This window comes from Novosphingobium sp. B 225, assembly GCF_002198665.1.
GTDB lineage: Bacteria > Pseudomonadota > Alphaproteobacteria > Sphingomonadales > Sphingomonadaceae > Novosphingobium.
Map to the genome: position 1 here is coordinate 21,131 of NZ_MWLM01000070.1, position 14,161 is coordinate 35,291.

The following is a 14,161-nucleotide window of genomic DNA, read 5'->3' on the forward strand; positions in this document are numbered from 1 at the left end:
GCGCGCGGCATGAAGAACACAGTATCTTTCGGCTACGAAGAGGTCTCTCCCGAGGAGAAGACCGCGCGCGTCGGCGAAGTCTTTTCCAGCGTCGCCAAAAAGTACGACGTGATGAATGATGCCATGTCGGCCGGCATGCACCGGCTGTGGAAGGACAAGTTCGTGCGGCGGGTTCGCCCCCAACCGCACGAACAGATCCTGGATATGGCGGGCGGCACCGGCGACATCGCGTTCCGCATGGCTGCCAAAGGCGCGCTGATCACGGTCAGCGACATCAATCAGGACATGCTGGACGTGGGCATCGAACGCGCGCTGGAAAGGATTGAAGAGGGCGGGGAGCGCGGGCTCGACAGCCTGGTCTGGTCGCGCCAGAACGCCGAGGAACTGAGTTTTCCTGCCCGGTTCTTCGATGCCTATACGATCGCTTTCGGGATCCGCAATGTCACCCGGATCGACAAGGCCCTGGCCGAAGCTTACCGCGTGCTCAAGCATGGCGGGCGGTTCTATTGCCTGGAGTTTTCGACCACCGAATGGCCCGGCTTCAAGGAAGCCTATGACTTCTATTCGCACCAGCTGGTGCCCCGGATCGGCCAGGCGATTGCGGGCGACGCGGATTCGTATCGCTATCTGATCGAATCGATCCGCCGGTTCCCGACCATGCCCGAATTCGAAAAGATGATCCGCACCGCGGGCTTCGTGAACACCCGGGTGGAACCGATTCTGGGCGGGCTGGTGGCCATTCACAGCGGCTGGAAAATTTGACCCGGCCCAGCACGCATATATTGCGGCTGCTCAGCTGGGGCCGCACGCTGGCGCGGCATGGCGCGCTGCGCGGGATCGAGCGTGATCCCAATACCCCGCCGCAGATCCGGCGGCTGGTGCGGCTGGCCCGGTTCGGCACATTCCAGCCGCGCGAGCCGGACTATGCCGGGGCGTTTCAGGCGATAGGCCCCGCCGCTATCAAGCTGGGGCAGACGCTGGCCACCCGCCCCGACATTGTCGGGGACAGCGCGGCGCACAACCTGCTGTCGCTGCAGGACAGCCTGCCGCCGGTGCCCTTCGCCGCGATCAAGCGCGAGATCGAGGCGAGCTTTGCCAAGCCGGTCGAAGCGTTGTTTGCCAGCATTGAAGAGACGCCAGTCGGCGCCGCTTCGATCGCGCAGGTCCACCGGGCCGTGACCACCGATGGCCGCACGGTTGCGGTCAAAGTGCTGCGTCCGGGGATCCGTGAAAAGTTCGGCGCCGATATCCAAACTTATGAATGGGCCGCCGCGCATCTGGAAGGGCTGGGCGGCGAACCGGCTCGGCTGCGTCCGCGGCTGGTGATCGCCAATTTCAAGCGCTGGACCCTGCGCGAGCTTGATCTGCGGCGTGAGGCAGCCTCTGCCTCGGAACTGGCCGAAAAGATGCAGGCTGAGGCTGGCTACCGCGTCCCCGGGATCGATTGGGACCGCACCAATGGCCGGGTCATGACGATCGACTGGATCGACGGCATCAAGATCAGCGAGACCGAAGCGCTGCGCGCGGCGGGCCACGACCTGCCCAGGTTGGCCGAACGGCTGGTGCTGACCTTCCTGAAACAAGCGATCAGCCTGGGCTATTTTCATGCCGACATGCATCAGGGCAACCTGTTCGTGCAGGAAGGCGGCACGATCGCCGCGATCGATTTCGGGATCATGGGCCGGATCGACCGCCGTGCGCGGCTGTGGCTGGCCGAGATTCTCTATGGCCTGACCACCGGCAACTACCGCCGCGTTGCCGAAATTCATTTCGAGGCGCAGTACGTGCCGAGCTATCACTCGGTCGATGAATTCGCGACCGCGCTGCGCGCCGTGGGCGAACCGACGCGCGGGCGGCCCGTAAGCGAGCTGTCGGTCGGGCAGATGCTCGATTCGCTGTTCGCGATCACTCGCGAATTTGACATGCAGACCCAGCCGCACCTGCTGCTGCTGCAAAAGACCATGGTTATGGTCGAAGGACTGGCAACCCAGCTCGATCCGCAGATCAACATGTGGAACGTCGCCGCGCCCTATGTCCGCGAATGGATTCGCGATGAGCTGGGGCCCGAGGCCGCGATTGCCGACCGGCTGCGCAAGGACGCACAGACCCTGCTTGGCCTGCCCGATCTGGTCCGCCGGATCGAGGAAAAGTTTCCGCCCAAAGGCGGCGCGCCCGATGCGCCCCCGCTGCCGGAGGTGGAACTGGTGTGGGACAAGCGCGGCGAACGGCGCTGGCCGGGCTATCTGATCGCGGCACTGGCTGGTGGCGGCGCGCTGTGGGCCGCGCAGGCGCTGGGCTGGCTTTAGGTCATGGACCTCGACACCCTGATCCAGCACTTCTTCGGCACCCACGATCCCGGCACGCTGACCGAGGCCGAATACGAGCGCGGGCTGGAGCGGTTGGGGATCGGTTTTGGAGTGGAGCGCGAGCCCAGCCGCAAGTTCGCGCTGTGGACCTTGATGGAGGCGCTGGGCGTGGCCCCGCTGCCAGCCGAAGCCTTTGCCAAGGAACCCCAGCTCAAAGCGGCGGCGGAGGATTACCTCAAGGCCGCGTTCCGGATGGAGCGCTATGGTGAGCAGGATGACTGAACCCGCGGTGCTGTTTGTGTGCCTTGGCAACATCTGCCGCTCCCCCATGGCCGAAGGGGCGTTTCGCGCCGAGGCTGAGCGTGCGGGGCTGCGCGTGACCTGCGATTCCGCCGGAACCGCCGATTACCACGTGGGCGAGCCCCCCGATCCGCGCGCGGTTCAGACTGCGCGGGCACATGGGGTTGAAATCGGGCACTTGCGCGGGCGGCAACTGGTGGCGGAAGACTTCCACCGCTTCAGCCATGTGCTGGTGATGGATCATGCCAACCTGGCGAATGCTCGGGCAATCGTCCCGGCCGATGCACCAACCCGGCCCATTCTGCTGCTCGATCTGGTCAAGGGCCGCGAGGGGGCGGCAGTGGCCGATCCCTATTACGGCGGCGAGGAGAACTTCGAATATACCTGGGACGACGTGACCCGCGCCGCCCGGGCTTTGGTGACAGCTTTGCGGCAATGACCGCAGCACCCTTGCCCTTCGCCTATTTCCACGGGATGCCGGGTGGGCCGGGGGAATGGGCAGGCAACGCGCCGCCCGGCTTGGCCCATGCGGCCTGGCTGGTCGATCGCAACGATCCGGATGTGACCTTCGATAGCATTGCCGCCGCTCTGGCCGGTCTGTTCCCGGACGGGGTCAGCCTGATCGGTTTTTCCGCCGGGGCCTTTGCGGCGCTGCAGATCGCCGCGCGGATGGGAACGAGGGTGCACGCGCTGCACCTTATCTCCCCTGCCGCGCCTTTGCAGCTGGGCAATTTCCTGCCTGATATGGCGGGCGGTCCGATCTTTCGCCTGGCTGCAGATCGCCCGCGCCTGTTCGCGGCATTGGTCCGCGCCGAGCGCCTGCTTTCCCGCCATGCCCCGCACTTTCTGCTGAGCCGCCTGCTTGCCACCGCACAAGGGGGTGACGCGGCGCTGGCGCGCGACCCGGTGTTCCGCGACGCGATGGCGCAAGTGCTGCGCGACGGCCTTGGCCGCGATGCGCGCGGGTTTGAGCGGGAAGTGCTGGCCTATGTCGCCGATTGGCGCGACGATCTGGCGTGGGTCGCGGTGCCGGTCACGATCTGGCAGGGCGATGCGGACAACTGGACCCCGCCCGCAATGGGTCGCGCGCTCCACGCCGCGCTGCCGGGATCGAGCTTGCAGCTATTGCCGGGCTGTTCGCACTATTCGACGCTGCAAGCCGCGCTGCTAAGAATCTAGGCTTTTTCGAGCGTGCATTGCAGCGGGTGCTGGTTCTGCTTGGCGAAATCCATCACCTGATTCACCTTGGTTTCGGCGATTTCATAGGGAAAGATCCCGCAGACCCCGACCCCCTTCTGGTGGACGTGCAGCATCACCCGCGTCGCCTGTTCCAGATCCATGTTGAAGAACCGCTTTAGACACATCACGACGAATTCCATCGGCGTGTAATCGTCATTCAGCATCAACACTTTGAACTGGCTAGGCTTTTTGGGCTTGGCGCGGGTCTTGGTGGCAACACCGATCTGGTTTTGACCGCCCGAATCGCCATCGCGATCACCATCCTCCGCCGCGCGGAAGGGTCTGGAAACGAAGGCAGTGTCGATCAGCATCGGGCTAAAATATCGCATCAGGGGGCACTTGGACAAGTGCTGTGCAGCACAGGTGTTGCAAAAAGCCAAACGGGCCGGTCAGTCGCAGTGACTGACCGACCCGGATGGGAACCCGCGAGACCGGCGCGGAGAGGAGGCACCGGTTCCCGCGAGGAGCGGCGCGCCCTTAGGCGGCCTGCTTGACCTTTTCGATCGCCTGGGCGACGCGGGTCGAGATCGGGGCGAAGCTGTCATTGGCCAGCTTGACCATCATTTCCGAATGCTTCGAACCCGAAGCCACGGCGGCGTCAAAGTTGCGACGCAGGATTTCGCCCTGCAGCTTGAAGAAGTCAGCCGGGCTCTTCACCGCGGCCAGTTCCTTGACGTCAGCCTGGACGGTTTCCAGCGCGGTCTTGGCTTCGGCGACATAGTCCTTGCCGAGGGTCTGGAGACCAGCGGCGAGCACCTTGCCCGATTCGACGATCGCTTCGACGTTGCCCTTGTTGAATTCGCCGGCATCGGCGAACAACGCGGTGCCCTTTTCATAGGCGGCCTTGGCGCGGTCCTGCGCTTCGGTGAAAGCTTCCTTCGCCTTGACGGTGAAATCTTCGGCGACGTTCTGGGTCTTGGCCATGATGCTATCCTTGATCTGCGAGATGGGGGTGGTCTTGGCGGCCGGATTGAACGCGGCAGCCTTCACGGTCTTCTTTGCGGCAGGCTTGGCAGCCTTGCGCTTTACGGCAGCCTTGACCGGCTTGGCCGCAACAGCCTTCGTGGCAACCACGGCCTTTTTCGCCGGAGCAGCCTTTTTGGGAGCAGGAGCCGCCTTGGCGGGCTTGGCTTCAACCGCAGCAGCGGCTTCGGCATAAGCCTTTTCCGCGACAACGTCGGCCAGCGCCTGATCCATCTTGGTTTCGGTGGCTTCAGCCATCGTCCATATCCTTCGCGTGAGCCGCGCCGACCATCGGCACGGGTCATGTTGCAGTGCACAAAATAGATATTGCACCCGCGAAGTCAAGGATTTTTTGTGCAGTGCAGCATAGATTGCCGCGCAAGCCAGAAAATCAGAGGTTTACCGCGACTTCACATAGCTTCCTGGGGCGTCTCCCAGCACCGAATCGCCCTTCGCACCCGGCACCCGCTTGCCCTTGGCGGGCACTTCGGCCTGGTCTTGCCGGCGCAGCCAGCCAAGCCAGTGCGGCCACCAGCTGCCCGGTGTTTCGCTCGCCCCGGCCACGAAGTCTTCCAGCGTCTCCGCCGGACCCTCGTTGATCCAGTACTGGTATTTCCTAGCGTCAGGCGGATTGACCACCCCGGCGATGTGGCCCGATCCGGCCAGCAGGAAGGTCCACGGCCCACGCAAGTGCCGGGTCAATCGCCACACGCTGGCGGCGGGCGCAATGTGGTCCTCACGCCCGGCCTGGATATAGGCCGGAGTTTCGATCCGGGTCAGATCGATCGGGGTGCCATCCGCGCTCAGGGCATCGGGCACCACCAGCTTGTTATCCCGGTACAAGTCCTTGAGGTACGACATGTGCCACTTGGCCGGCAGATTGGTGACATCGCCGTTCCAGTGCAGCAGATCGAACGCCGGATAGTCCTCACCCAGCAGGTAGTTCTTGACCACATAGTTCCAGATCAGGTCATTGCCGCGCAGCAGATTGAAGGTCGCGGCCATATAGCGCCCGTCAAGGAAACCGGTCTGCGCCGACATCTTGCCCAGCGCATCCAGTTGCTGATCGTCGATGAACACCTTGAGTTCGCCCGACTGCTCGAAATCAACCTGGGCGGTGAAGAAGGTCGCGCTTTTGACCTTGTCCGCCTCGCCCCGCCGCGCCAGCACCGACAGGGTCGCGGCGAGTGTGGTTCCGGCAACGCAATAGCCGATGGCGTGGACGCTCTGCACGCCCAACCGTTCGCGCACCGCATCGATCGCGTCGATCTGGGCCCGGATGTAATCGTCCCAGACCAGCTCTGCCATGCTTTCGTCAGCCGACTTCCACGAGACCACGAAGACAGTGATGCCCTGTTCCACCGCCCAGCGGATGAAGCTTTTTTCCGGGCTGAGATCGAGAATGTAGAAGCGATTGATCCACGGCGGAAAAATCACCAGCGGCACTTCCAGCACGCTTTCAGTGGTCGGGCTGTATTGCAGCAGCTGGTACAGCGGGGTTTCACGCACCACTTTGCCCGGTGTGCTGGCGATATTTTCGCCCAGCCGGAACGCCTGCGGATCAACGTGGGTCAGCTGGCCCTTTTTCAAGTCAGCGAGCAGATGCTCCATTCCCTTGACCAGATTCTCACCCCGCGTTGCCATCGTCTTTTCGACCACCAGCGGGTTGGTCATCGGGAAATGCGCCGGGCTTAGCATTTCCACCAGCGTGCGCGCGGCGAATTTCAGTTGTTCGCTGCGGGCCGCATCGCCGGTTTCGGCCTGTTCGGCCATGGCGAGGATCTGTTCCGCCAGCAGCAGATAGGTCTGGTGAACCAGCGCAAAGAACGGCTGTTCGCGCCATTTGGGATCGGCAAAGCGGCGGTCCTTGCGCGGCAGCTGAATTCCGCCTTCGCCCTTTTCATGCGCGCGCGGGCCGATTCCGTATTGGCCCAGCACGCCTTCCCACAGCGCCACACTGTCTTGCCACATCCGCTGCTGGGTCTCTGGCGAGGACAGCGGCAGGGCCTTCAGCCAGCCTTGCATGATCCCGGAGAAATTACCCGGATCGCCGAACAGCAAGCCGGGGAGCTGGCCGGCCATGTCTGCCGCCTGGCCGGACTGGAACTCGCTCCACATCGTCTGCAGCCGCTGGGCAACGCTGGCCCATTGGGTCATGTCACCCTTTGCCTGCCCTTCGCCCGCAGCAGCCACGTCGGGGGCGAATTGGGCGAACAGCTGCTGCGCCATTTCGGCCTGCTGGGTGAGCATGCCAGTAAAGGCGGAAGCGAGATCGGCGGGATCAGTCTTGTCAGACATCAAAGGACTCCGTTGGCCGGGCACTTAGGCCCGGCATGTTGCAGTTTCGGGTCCTCTCCTCCCCGCCATGTACCCGTGCGGATCAGCGAGCTTTGCACACAGCCTTGCCCTTGGGCTGGTAGACTGAATGGAAGCTGGGCATATTGTCAGAGCGTTCGCCAAAGTCGTACCCTTTGCCAAGGTACAGTTCGAGCTGCTTGCCGCCATCCGCCGGATCGTTGTCGTAGTGGAAGATCACTACGTTCTTGCGCTCCTTGCCCCATTTGCCGTGGCCGCGCAGCGGCTGGTCCTGGCCATCGAGGCGCTTGGCCAGAAAGCGGAACAGGACCGGCCCGCAGACCCCCTTGTCCCCTACGCTGACCCCGCAGAAATCCTTGCCGCAGGGGGCCACGTCGATCATCCGGTAGTCGCGGCCGCGCACAGTAAAGACGCGGTTTGGCTCGGTCGTGGTCCAGCGCCCGAAATAGGGGCTGGTCGGGGCGGGCTGGGCCTGGACGGCACTGCTTGCCAATGCCAAGGCGGCAATCGACAGGTGGACCAGACGGTGGGATAAGGGTTTCATGTCATCCTCCAGTTCAGGGCCGGCACCGGGTAGCGCGATTCCTGCGCGGCTGCTTCGCGGGATCATCCTAGCAGGATTGGCGGTGTTTGTAATAGTCACCGCGTTCAAAGCATTGCGCGCACCGCTGGTGATCGATGATTTTCCCGAAGAACTGCTGATCAAGGCCGAGCTGCTGCCGGTAATCTTCCCGGTCCATATGGTCACTGGCGGGCTGGCGCTGTTGCTGGTGCCCGGCGCCATCCTGCTGAGCGGGCGGGCCCGCTGGCACCGCCCGGTGGCGCGGCTGGCGGCGCTGGACGTGGCGCTGGCGGGGCTCACCGCCTTTCCGGTCGCCTGGGTTCAGCCGGTAACGATCGCTTCGGCCATGGGGTTCAGCGCGCAGGGGCTGCTGTGGCTGGTGCTGCTGGGACTGGGCCTGCGATCCATCCGCCGCGGCAACCGCGCCGCACATCGCGCCTGCATGCTGCTGATGGCGGCGGCGACCAGCGGGGCGGTGTTCTTTCGCGTCTATCTGGCATTATTCGCGATCTATGGGTCGTACCGCTACTACACCTGGTTCTATGCCTGCGATGCCTGGCTGGCCTGGGGCTTGCCGGTGCTGCTGACTGCGTTGTGGCTGAAACGCACGGGTGGCTTTCCGCCAAAAGCCTGATAAGGACCGGGCAGCGCCGCTTCCGGCGCAACTGGAAAGGTCCAATGTCCGAGGAATTCTACCGCATCAAGCGACTGCCGCCCTATGTCATCGCCGAAGTCAACGGCATGCGGGCAGCGGCACGTGCGGCAGGCAAGGACATTATCGACCTGGGCATGGGCAACCCCGATCTGCCCCCGCCGGCCCATGTGATCGACAAGCTGTGCGAAGTTGCGCAAAAGCCTGACGCGCATGGCTATTCGGCCTCGTCCGGCATCCCCGGCATTCGCAAGGCTCAGGCCAATTATTACGCCCGCCGGTTCGGGGTCGATCTCGATCCCGAAACCGAAGTGGTGATGACCATGGGCAGCAAGGAAGGGCTTGCCAGCCTTGCTACCGCGATCACCGCGCCGGGCGATGTGGTGCTGGCACCCAACCCCAGCTACCCGATCCACACCTTTGGCTTCATCATTGCCGGGGCGACGATCCGTTCGGTTCCGACCACGCCGGACGAAGCCTATTTCGCCGCGCTGGACCGGGCCATGGCCTTCACCGTGCCGCGCCCGTCGATCCTGATCGTCAACTATCCGTCGAACCCGACCGCCGAAACTGTTGATCTGGCGTTCTATGAACGGCTGGTCGCCTGGGCCAAGGAGAACAAGGTCTGGGTGCTGTCGGACCTCGCCTATTCCGAACTTTACTTCGATGGCAATCCGACCCCGTCGATCCTGCAGGTGCCGGGGGCCAAGGACGTGGCGGTGGAATTCACCTCGATGTCCAAGACCTTTTCGATGGCCGGCTGGCGGGTTGGCTTCGCGGTTGGCAACCAGCGGCTGATCGCGGCGCTGAAGCGGGTCAAAAGCTACCTCGACTACGGTGCCTTCACCCCGATTCAGGCCGCTGCCTGCGCTGCGCTCAATGGCCCGCAGGACATTGTCGAGAAGAACCGCGAGCTTTATCAAAAGCGCCGCGACGTGCTGGTCGAAAGCTTTGGCCGCGCCGGGTGGGACATTCCCAGCCCCAAGGCCTCGATGTTCGCCTGGGCTCCGCTCCCCCCCGCGCTCAAGGACATGGGCAGCCTGGAATTCTCCAAGCAACTCCTCACCCACGCCGAAGTGGCCGTCGCCCCGGGGGTCGGTTATGGCGAGGAAGGCGAAGGCTTTGTCCGGATCGCCATGGTCGAAAACGAACAGCGTCTGCGCCAGGCCGCCCGCAACATCCGCAAGTATCTTGCCAGCATGGGTGTCAACAGCTCGGCGGCCTAGGACAGTTCCGGCAATTTCGCACAAGCTGCTCTGCTTGCTACGAACTTGCTTGCAGCAAATGGTAAACCGTGCAGCCTGCTCATCCATTTGTGGTGAGCACAAGGGGGCCTCTTGCGGCGGTTCGAATGGTTGGCGGTGGGGCCGCTCCCCGCCGCCTGGGATCTGCGCCGGCTCGGCTGGCGGCTGACCGAATGCGTCCGCGCGCCGGGCGAGGATGAGCTGCACCCGCTGCTGGCTACCCCGCAGGGACTGTCGTTTGCCGAATGGCTCGCACTGACCAGCTCTGCCCCGCGCCGCCGGGTGCGGATCATCATGCTGGGCGTGGCGGACAGTGCCGAGCGCGCCCGGCTGCTGCGGCTGGGGTTTGGCGATGCGCTGCCCCCGACCGCCGGGATCGAAGAGCTGGAGGAACGCGCCCTGCTGCGCATCCGCCAGGCCGGTGCGCTGCCGCGCTACCGCCAGCTTGGCCCGCTTCGGCTCGATCTGCTGGCCCGGGACGGCATGGTTGCCGGGCGGGCTCTGGCGCTGCACCCGCGCGAATTTGCGCTGGCCTGGCGGCTGTCCGATGAACCGGGCGGCCCGGTCGCGGCCGAAGTGCTGCTGCGCGATGTCTGGCATCTGGAATTCCGGCCCGAGACCAACAGCCTGGCGGTCCACGTCAGCCGCTTGCGCGGCAAGTTGCGCCTGGCCGGGCTGGATGGGCTGATCGAAACCTTGCCCGATGGCTCCTATCGCCTCGCCCTGACTTCGGCGAGCCCGGTGCAGGGCCCTGGCCTGCCCCTGCCCCCAGCTCAGGGCAAATTGGCACTGGACGCCCACCTGCGTTTGGGCGAGGAACCGGCAGAACAGGAAATGACCACACCGGGAGCCAGACCGCGCCATGCATTATGAGCTGAAGCCGAACGAACGCGTCGCCATCACCATGGAGCCGAACGGCGTCGCCCAGGTCCGCCTGATCCGCACGGACAAGATGAACGCGCTCGATCCCGACATGTTCGCCGCACTGCTCGATGCCGGCCGCGCGCTGTATGACATGCCCGGGCTGCGCTGCGTGGTGCTGGCGGGCGAAGGCCGCAGCTTTTGCGCCGGGCTCGATATGGGATCGATGGCCCAGACCGGGCGGCACCGCGAAAACCCGCTGACCGATCGCACCCACGGCAATTCCAACGGCCCTCAGCAGGTGGCGATGCAGTGGCGCAAGCTGCCCGTCCCGGTAATCGCCGCGGTCCACGGGGTCTGCTTTGGCGGCGGGCTGCAGATCGCCAGCGGGGCGGATATCCGGGTGGTCGATCCCGCCGCAAGGCTGGCGGTGATGGAAATGAAATGGGGGCTGGTCCCCGACATGGCCGGTTACGCCCTGTGGCGCGGCACCGTGCGTGACGATACCTTGCGCGAACTGACCTATACCAACCGCGAATTCACCGGCGAACAGGCGCTGGAATATGGCTTCGCCACGATCGTCGATCCCAACCCGGTCGCCCGCGCCAGTGCGATTGCCGCCGAAATCGCCAATCGCAATCCCCACGCCCAGCGCGCCGCCAAGCGCCTGTTCGGTGCCTATCTTCACGCCTCGACCGACGAGATCCTGATGGCCGAAAGCATCGAACAGCAGGCGCTGATCGGATCAAAGAACCAGATCGAAGCCGTGATGAGCCAGATGGAAAAACGCGCCGCCAGCTTCGTCGATCCATAATCGCGGGCGACAGACTGGACACACTGGACACGGTCCTGAGGGAAATAATTACCCCCCGCTTGCCGGTGTCACTTTGCGTGACTTTCGTGTGACCCCGCCTTGCCAACAATGAGAAAGGGCAGAGACGAATCGCACTCGCCTCACCCCGCAAGAATCGCAGATTCGCGGCGTGTAGGAAAATGGATTGTGGCTCTCACTGCCTGGGGCGGCGGCGCCTTTGGGGTGCGTGGACTCGCCCCTCAACAGACCGTTCCGTCGCCCCGGGCTTGACGCGGGGCCGGGCTTTATTCGGTGAGCCAAGGTCAAACCGCGACGCCAGCAAAGGCAGCCAAGCCCCGGATCAAGGCTCCGCGAGCCACCTGCCTCGCCACACGGGCGACGAGAGGTTTTTGGCTGAACTGACGCTTTGCCTTCAAGGGCGAATGCGGCTCGAGTGTTGGGAGGGACGCTGACTGTCTGCTATCGGATTACGATAGTTGAAAGCGGACGCTCAGTTGGCGTCACAACCGTTTGGTTTCGACACCGCTTTGACACGGCAGGTCACGACCTCAATAATCGAACCGCATCCCGCGGCATGGGGCCGGGCTCAATTGATAGTCGGCGAATACTGACGACGGCTTGTCCTTGGGCTGCTCGGTGATGGTCCAACGCCAGCCAGTGCCGTTGCGGCTGAAACGATTGAGATACGTCGCGTCCGAAAATCGGTAGCGTTGCACAAACCCGTCCTGGTCCAGCTCACCAAGGCCCAACGAGGGTTCATACAGGCCACCGAAAGTGTCTGAAAATACTGACCCAATGCCTCGGGGCTGCTCGCCAGCGCCATAAGTGATTGCTGCTTCATAAGGGTCCGCCCCGGTCGCGCGCAGGTGCAGAGTGAAATAGCGTTGGCCCAGATGCCATTTGCCCTGCGCAATCGACGGCGACTCTTTGCCTTGAACCTGCCCGCTTACTCGCCAGCAACCTTCCAGACCGCCTACTTCGGCCAGGCCGGGCGGTACGGCGTAGGCCGGCGCCGCCAGCATGAGCATCAACGTCAACACCACCGCCTCCAATTCTGCCGCCACCGTCTCCAGATCACAGAACGATTGGGACATCAAGCCATCGACCATCGACCATCGATCCATCAAGGTGGCGACGAGACAACGACACGCCTGTTCAGCAACAATACCAACCTGCACTGATCCTGACTTTTGAAGATGGGTTCTGGCAGTTCTCGGCAAGAAGCATCCGATGTGGTGATGGGGTGCATCATCACGAAGGCGCGACGCAGTCCGGGGACCGCCAGAACCCACCCGCTCCCCAGCCCCGATTCCCCAAGTATCGTCATCCTCGCGCGGGGCTGGGCCATGCTGTGAACACCCTGGATCACCGCTTGCGCCGGGCCGACGAGAATTTGGAAATGTGTAAGACGGCGAGGCCTGACTGCCAGCCGCCACTGCGCGTCTGCGGGAATGCGGCGGTAGGCCGGATTGCCCCAAGCGGCGCACTGCCGTAGCAGCGAATCGTCAACTGCCGATTGGACCTGCTCATGACCCATTACCTTGAACCGACACAGCAATCCGCCATGGCACTGTTTGGCCGGGGCATCGTCGGCCCGGTCGTGATGCTGAACCTGCTGCGGTTTCGGGACGTAGCGGATTATTCCGCGCATCCTGATCTGAAGCCCGCCGCGCCGATCAGCGGGGCGCAGGCATTCGATCTCTATGTCGCGGAAACCATGCCCCACTTGCTTGAAAGCGGCGGTGAGCTGCTGTTCATGGGGGCCGGGGATGCATTCTTCATCGGACCTGCGGAGGAGCGGTGGGATCGCGCCATGCTGATCCGGCAGAGCAGCGTCGAAGCGTTCATCGCCTTTGCCAGCAACGAAGCCTATCTGACCGCAGCGATCGGCCACCGAACCGCAGCCCTGGAGGATTCGCGGCTACTGCCGCTTACACCGCTGCCCTAGGGTCAGGACCTATTTAACCAGCGCCTGGCCGCTGAAGCCTGACACCAGCAGGCCTTGGTCGATCAGGTGCTGCATCTGCTGCCCGTCATGCCCGGGAACAAGGATCAGGTCCGGCTGGGATTGCAGCGCGGCGTGGATCGCCATCACTTGCGCCATGACCGCGCCCCGATCATCCTGGTGCCCCCTCAGCCATGAAGTGACATAGCGCGAGCGGATCCGCTGCAGCAGGACATTGTCGAGCAGCGACGCCGTGTCCCCCATGAACAGGTATTCCCGGCCATCGGCCCGGCGGACATAGATCATCTGCGATCCGGTACTGTGCCCGGCGGCCTTGATCAGGACTACGCCGGGGGCGAGCACGTGCAGCCGGTCATAGCGGAGCGGGCGCAGGTTGAGCGCGCGCAGATCCGGCCATTGCAGCGGCTCTGATCCGGCGGGATCATCGACCTGTTCCTGGGTCAGCACGGCCCGCGCAAAAGCAGCAGCGCGATGCGGCGTTTCCAGCAGTCCGCCGATGTGGTCGCCATGTTCATGGGTGACGACAATGGCGGCGGCCTTGTCCATCGCTGCAATCATGCGCTGCCACGCGCCATTATCGTAACTGAACGCACCGAACCGTTTCGCAAAACCCTCTGCATTCGCCGTATCGATGATGATCGAGCGCCCATCCGCAAAAGCAACGCGGTAACTGGCCCGCACCATATCGATCTTGCCCCAGCCGGTTCCGGAAACGATGGCGATCTTGGGCACCATGGTGTGGGAAAGTTGCTCGATCTCGATCCGGGTCGGCCCGGAACCGGGCACCGAACCTGCCACTCTGCGCAATTCACCCAGGTCGAGCGCAAACTTCGCCGAAGGCGCCGCGTTACTGTAGAACAGCCAGAACAGCGCGCCGCCCAGCAGCGCGATCAGCAATCCCGCAGTGATTCCTGCAATTCGGGTCAGGCGGCTCATTT

The 14,161-nt window shown here is 63.8% G+C and carries 16 protein-coding genes; 10 read left to right on the top strand and 6 right to left on the bottom strand.

The window, feature by feature from the left end; all coding sequences use genetic code 11:
• Positions 1-9: 9 nt before the first annotated feature.
• The 5 genes from MNBBLIKP_RS15730 to MNBBLIKP_RS15750 are packed head-to-tail and all read left to right on the top strand — an operon-like array spanning position 10 to position 3,785.
• Positions 10-762: a class I SAM-dependent methyltransferase gene (locus MNBBLIKP_RS15730; protein WP_088311217.1), complete on the top strand. Its 753-nt coding sequence runs from the start codon at positions 10-12 to the stop codon at positions 760-762.
• Positions 759-2,306, top strand: a complete 1,548-nt coding sequence (ubiB, locus tag MNBBLIKP_RS15735) for a 2-polyprenylphenol 6-hydroxylase (protein ID WP_088311218.1) — start codon at positions 759-761, stop codon at positions 2,304-2,306. Before MNBBLIKP_RS15730 ends, ubiB begins: the two co-directional genes overlap by 4 nt.
• 3 nt (positions 2,307-2,309) lie before the next feature.
• Positions 2,310-2,588 carry a hypothetical protein gene (locus MNBBLIKP_RS15740; RefSeq protein WP_088311219.1) on the top strand — a complete coding sequence of 93 codons (279 nt, stop codon included), beginning with the start codon at positions 2,310-2,312 and terminating at the stop codon, positions 2,586-2,588.
• A complete protein-coding gene (locus MNBBLIKP_RS15745; RefSeq protein WP_088311220.1) occupies positions 2,581-3,045 on the top strand; it encodes a low molecular weight protein-tyrosine-phosphatase in 465 nt (154 codons plus the stop codon). Before MNBBLIKP_RS15740 ends, MNBBLIKP_RS15745 begins: the two co-directional genes overlap by 8 nt.
• The gene (locus MNBBLIKP_RS15750) at positions 3,042-3,785 is read left to right on the top strand and encodes an alpha/beta fold hydrolase (RefSeq protein WP_088311221.1); all 744 of its coding nucleotides are present in this window, start codon (positions 3,042-3,044) and stop codon (positions 3,783-3,785) included. The genes MNBBLIKP_RS15745 and MNBBLIKP_RS15750 overlap by 4 nt, the downstream gene beginning before the upstream one ends.
• Here MNBBLIKP_RS15750 and clpS read toward each other — a convergent pair.
• The 4 genes from clpS to MNBBLIKP_RS15770 all read right to left on the bottom strand — a co-directional run bounded on the left by clpS (position 3,782) and on the right by MNBBLIKP_RS15770 (position 7,668).
• A complete protein-coding gene (gene clpS / locus MNBBLIKP_RS15755) occupies positions 3,782-4,156 on the bottom strand; it encodes an ATP-dependent Clp protease adapter ClpS (RefSeq protein WP_254913083.1) in 375 nt (124 codons plus the stop codon). The genes MNBBLIKP_RS15750 and clpS overlap by 4 nt on opposite strands.
• A gap of 166 nt (positions 4,157-4,322) precedes the next feature.
• Positions 4,323-5,066 (bottom strand): phasin family protein, encoded by a 744-nt coding sequence (locus MNBBLIKP_RS15760; protein WP_088311223.1) that lies wholly within the window; start codon positions 5,064-5,066, stop codon positions 4,323-4,325.
• Positions 5,067-5,207: 141 nt separating this feature from the next.
• Positions 5,208-7,106: a PHA/PHB synthase family protein gene (locus MNBBLIKP_RS15765; RefSeq protein ID WP_088311224.1), complete on the bottom strand. Its 1,899-nt coding sequence runs from the start codon at positions 7,104-7,106 to the stop codon at positions 5,208-5,210.
• A gap of 82 nt (positions 7,107-7,188) precedes the next feature.
• The gene (locus MNBBLIKP_RS15770; RefSeq protein ID WP_088311225.1) at positions 7,189-7,668 is read right to left on the bottom strand and encodes a hypothetical protein; all 480 of its coding nucleotides are present in this window, start codon (positions 7,666-7,668) and stop codon (positions 7,189-7,191) included.
• Between the two features lie 82 nt (positions 7,669-7,750).
• On the opposite strand from MNBBLIKP_RS15770, the gene MNBBLIKP_RS15775 reads away from it, so the two are divergent.
• From MNBBLIKP_RS15775 to MNBBLIKP_RS15790, 4 genes are all read left to right on the top strand, one after another.
• Positions 7,751-8,320: a DUF2306 domain-containing protein gene (locus tag MNBBLIKP_RS15775; protein ID WP_176399807.1), complete on the top strand. Its 570-nt coding sequence runs from the start codon at positions 7,751-7,753 to the stop codon at positions 8,318-8,320.
• A gap of 44 nt (positions 8,321-8,364) precedes the next feature.
• Complete coding sequence (locus MNBBLIKP_RS15780) at positions 8,365-9,564, top strand: LL-diaminopimelate aminotransferase (protein WP_088311227.1); 1,200 nt, start codon at positions 8,365-8,367, stop codon at positions 9,562-9,564.
• A 111-nt stretch (positions 9,565-9,675) separates the two neighbouring features.
• Entirely contained in the window at positions 9,676-10,455 is a 780-nt protein-coding gene (locus tag MNBBLIKP_RS15785) for a response regulator transcription factor (protein WP_088311228.1), read from the top strand.
• On the top strand, positions 10,445-11,257 hold the full coding sequence (locus tag MNBBLIKP_RS15790) for a crotonase/enoyl-CoA hydratase family protein (RefSeq protein ID WP_088311229.1): 813 nt from the start codon (positions 10,445-10,447) through the stop codon (positions 11,255-11,257). Before MNBBLIKP_RS15785 ends, MNBBLIKP_RS15790 begins: the two co-directional genes overlap by 11 nt.
• 548 nt (positions 11,258-11,805) lie before the next feature.
• Here MNBBLIKP_RS15790 and MNBBLIKP_RS15795 read toward each other — a convergent pair.
• Positions 11,806-12,366 carry a hypothetical protein gene (locus tag MNBBLIKP_RS15795; RefSeq protein ID WP_088311230.1) on the bottom strand — a complete coding sequence of 187 codons (561 nt, stop codon included), beginning with the start codon at positions 12,364-12,366 and terminating at the stop codon, positions 11,806-11,808.
• A 419-nt stretch (positions 12,367-12,785) separates the two neighbouring features.
• On the opposite strand from MNBBLIKP_RS15795, the gene MNBBLIKP_RS15805 reads away from it, so the two are divergent.
• A complete protein-coding gene (locus tag MNBBLIKP_RS15805; protein WP_088311232.1) occupies positions 12,786-13,205 on the top strand; it encodes a DUF1330 domain-containing protein in 420 nt (139 codons plus the stop codon).
• A gap of 9 nt (positions 13,206-13,214) precedes the next feature.
• On the opposite strand, the gene MNBBLIKP_RS15810 is transcribed toward MNBBLIKP_RS15805, so the two are convergent.
• Positions 13,215-14,159: an MBL fold metallo-hydrolase gene (locus MNBBLIKP_RS15810; protein ID WP_088311233.1), complete on the bottom strand. Its 945-nt coding sequence runs from the start codon at positions 14,157-14,159 to the stop codon at positions 13,215-13,217.
• Between the last annotated feature and the right edge of the window lie 2 nt (positions 14,160-14,161).

Bases quoted from the DNA above. Each gene is read 5' to 3' on its own strand.
- MNBBLIKP_RS15730 (WP_088311217.1), top strand. From the start codon at position 10: ATGAAGAACACAGTATCTTTCGGCTACGAAGAGGTCTCTCCCGAGGAG.
- MNBBLIKP_RS15740 (WP_088311219.1), top strand. From the start codon at position 2,310: ATGGACCTCGACACCCTGATCCAGCACTTCTTCGGCACCCACGATCCC.
- MNBBLIKP_RS15745 (WP_088311220.1), top strand. From the start codon at position 2,581: ATGACTGAACCCGCGGTGCTGTTTGTGTGCCTTGGCAACATCTGCCGC.
- MNBBLIKP_RS15750 (WP_088311221.1), top strand. From the start codon at position 3,042: ATGACCGCAGCACCCTTGCCCTTCGCCTATTTCCACGGGATGCCGGGT.
- clpS (WP_254913083.1), bottom strand. From the start codon at position 4,156: ATGCTGATCGACACTGCCTTCGTTTCCAGACCCTTCCGCGCGGCGGAG.
- MNBBLIKP_RS15760 (WP_088311223.1), bottom strand. From the start codon at position 5,066: ATGGCTGAAGCCACCGAAACCAAGATGGATCAGGCGCTGGCCGACGTT.
- MNBBLIKP_RS15765 (WP_088311224.1), bottom strand. From the start codon at position 7,106: ATGTCTGACAAGACTGATCCCGCCGATCTCGCTTCCGCCTTTACTGGC.
- MNBBLIKP_RS15770 (WP_088311225.1), bottom strand. From the start codon at position 7,668: ATGAAACCCTTATCCCACCGTCTGGTCCACCTGTCGATTGCCGCCTTG.
- MNBBLIKP_RS15780 (WP_088311227.1), top strand. From the start codon at position 8,365: ATGTCCGAGGAATTCTACCGCATCAAGCGACTGCCGCCCTATGTCATC.
- MNBBLIKP_RS15790 (WP_088311229.1), top strand. From the start codon at position 10,445: ATGCATTATGAGCTGAAGCCGAACGAACGCGTCGCCATCACCATGGAG.
- MNBBLIKP_RS15795 (WP_088311230.1), bottom strand. From the start codon at position 12,366: ATGGTCGATGGCTTGATGTCCCAATCGTTCTGTGATCTGGAGACGGTG.
- MNBBLIKP_RS15805 (WP_088311232.1), top strand. From the start codon at position 12,786: ATGACCCATTACCTTGAACCGACACAGCAATCCGCCATGGCACTGTTT.
- MNBBLIKP_RS15810 (WP_088311233.1), bottom strand. From the start codon at position 14,159: ATGAGCCGCCTGACCCGAATTGCAGGAATCACTGCGGGATTGCTGATC.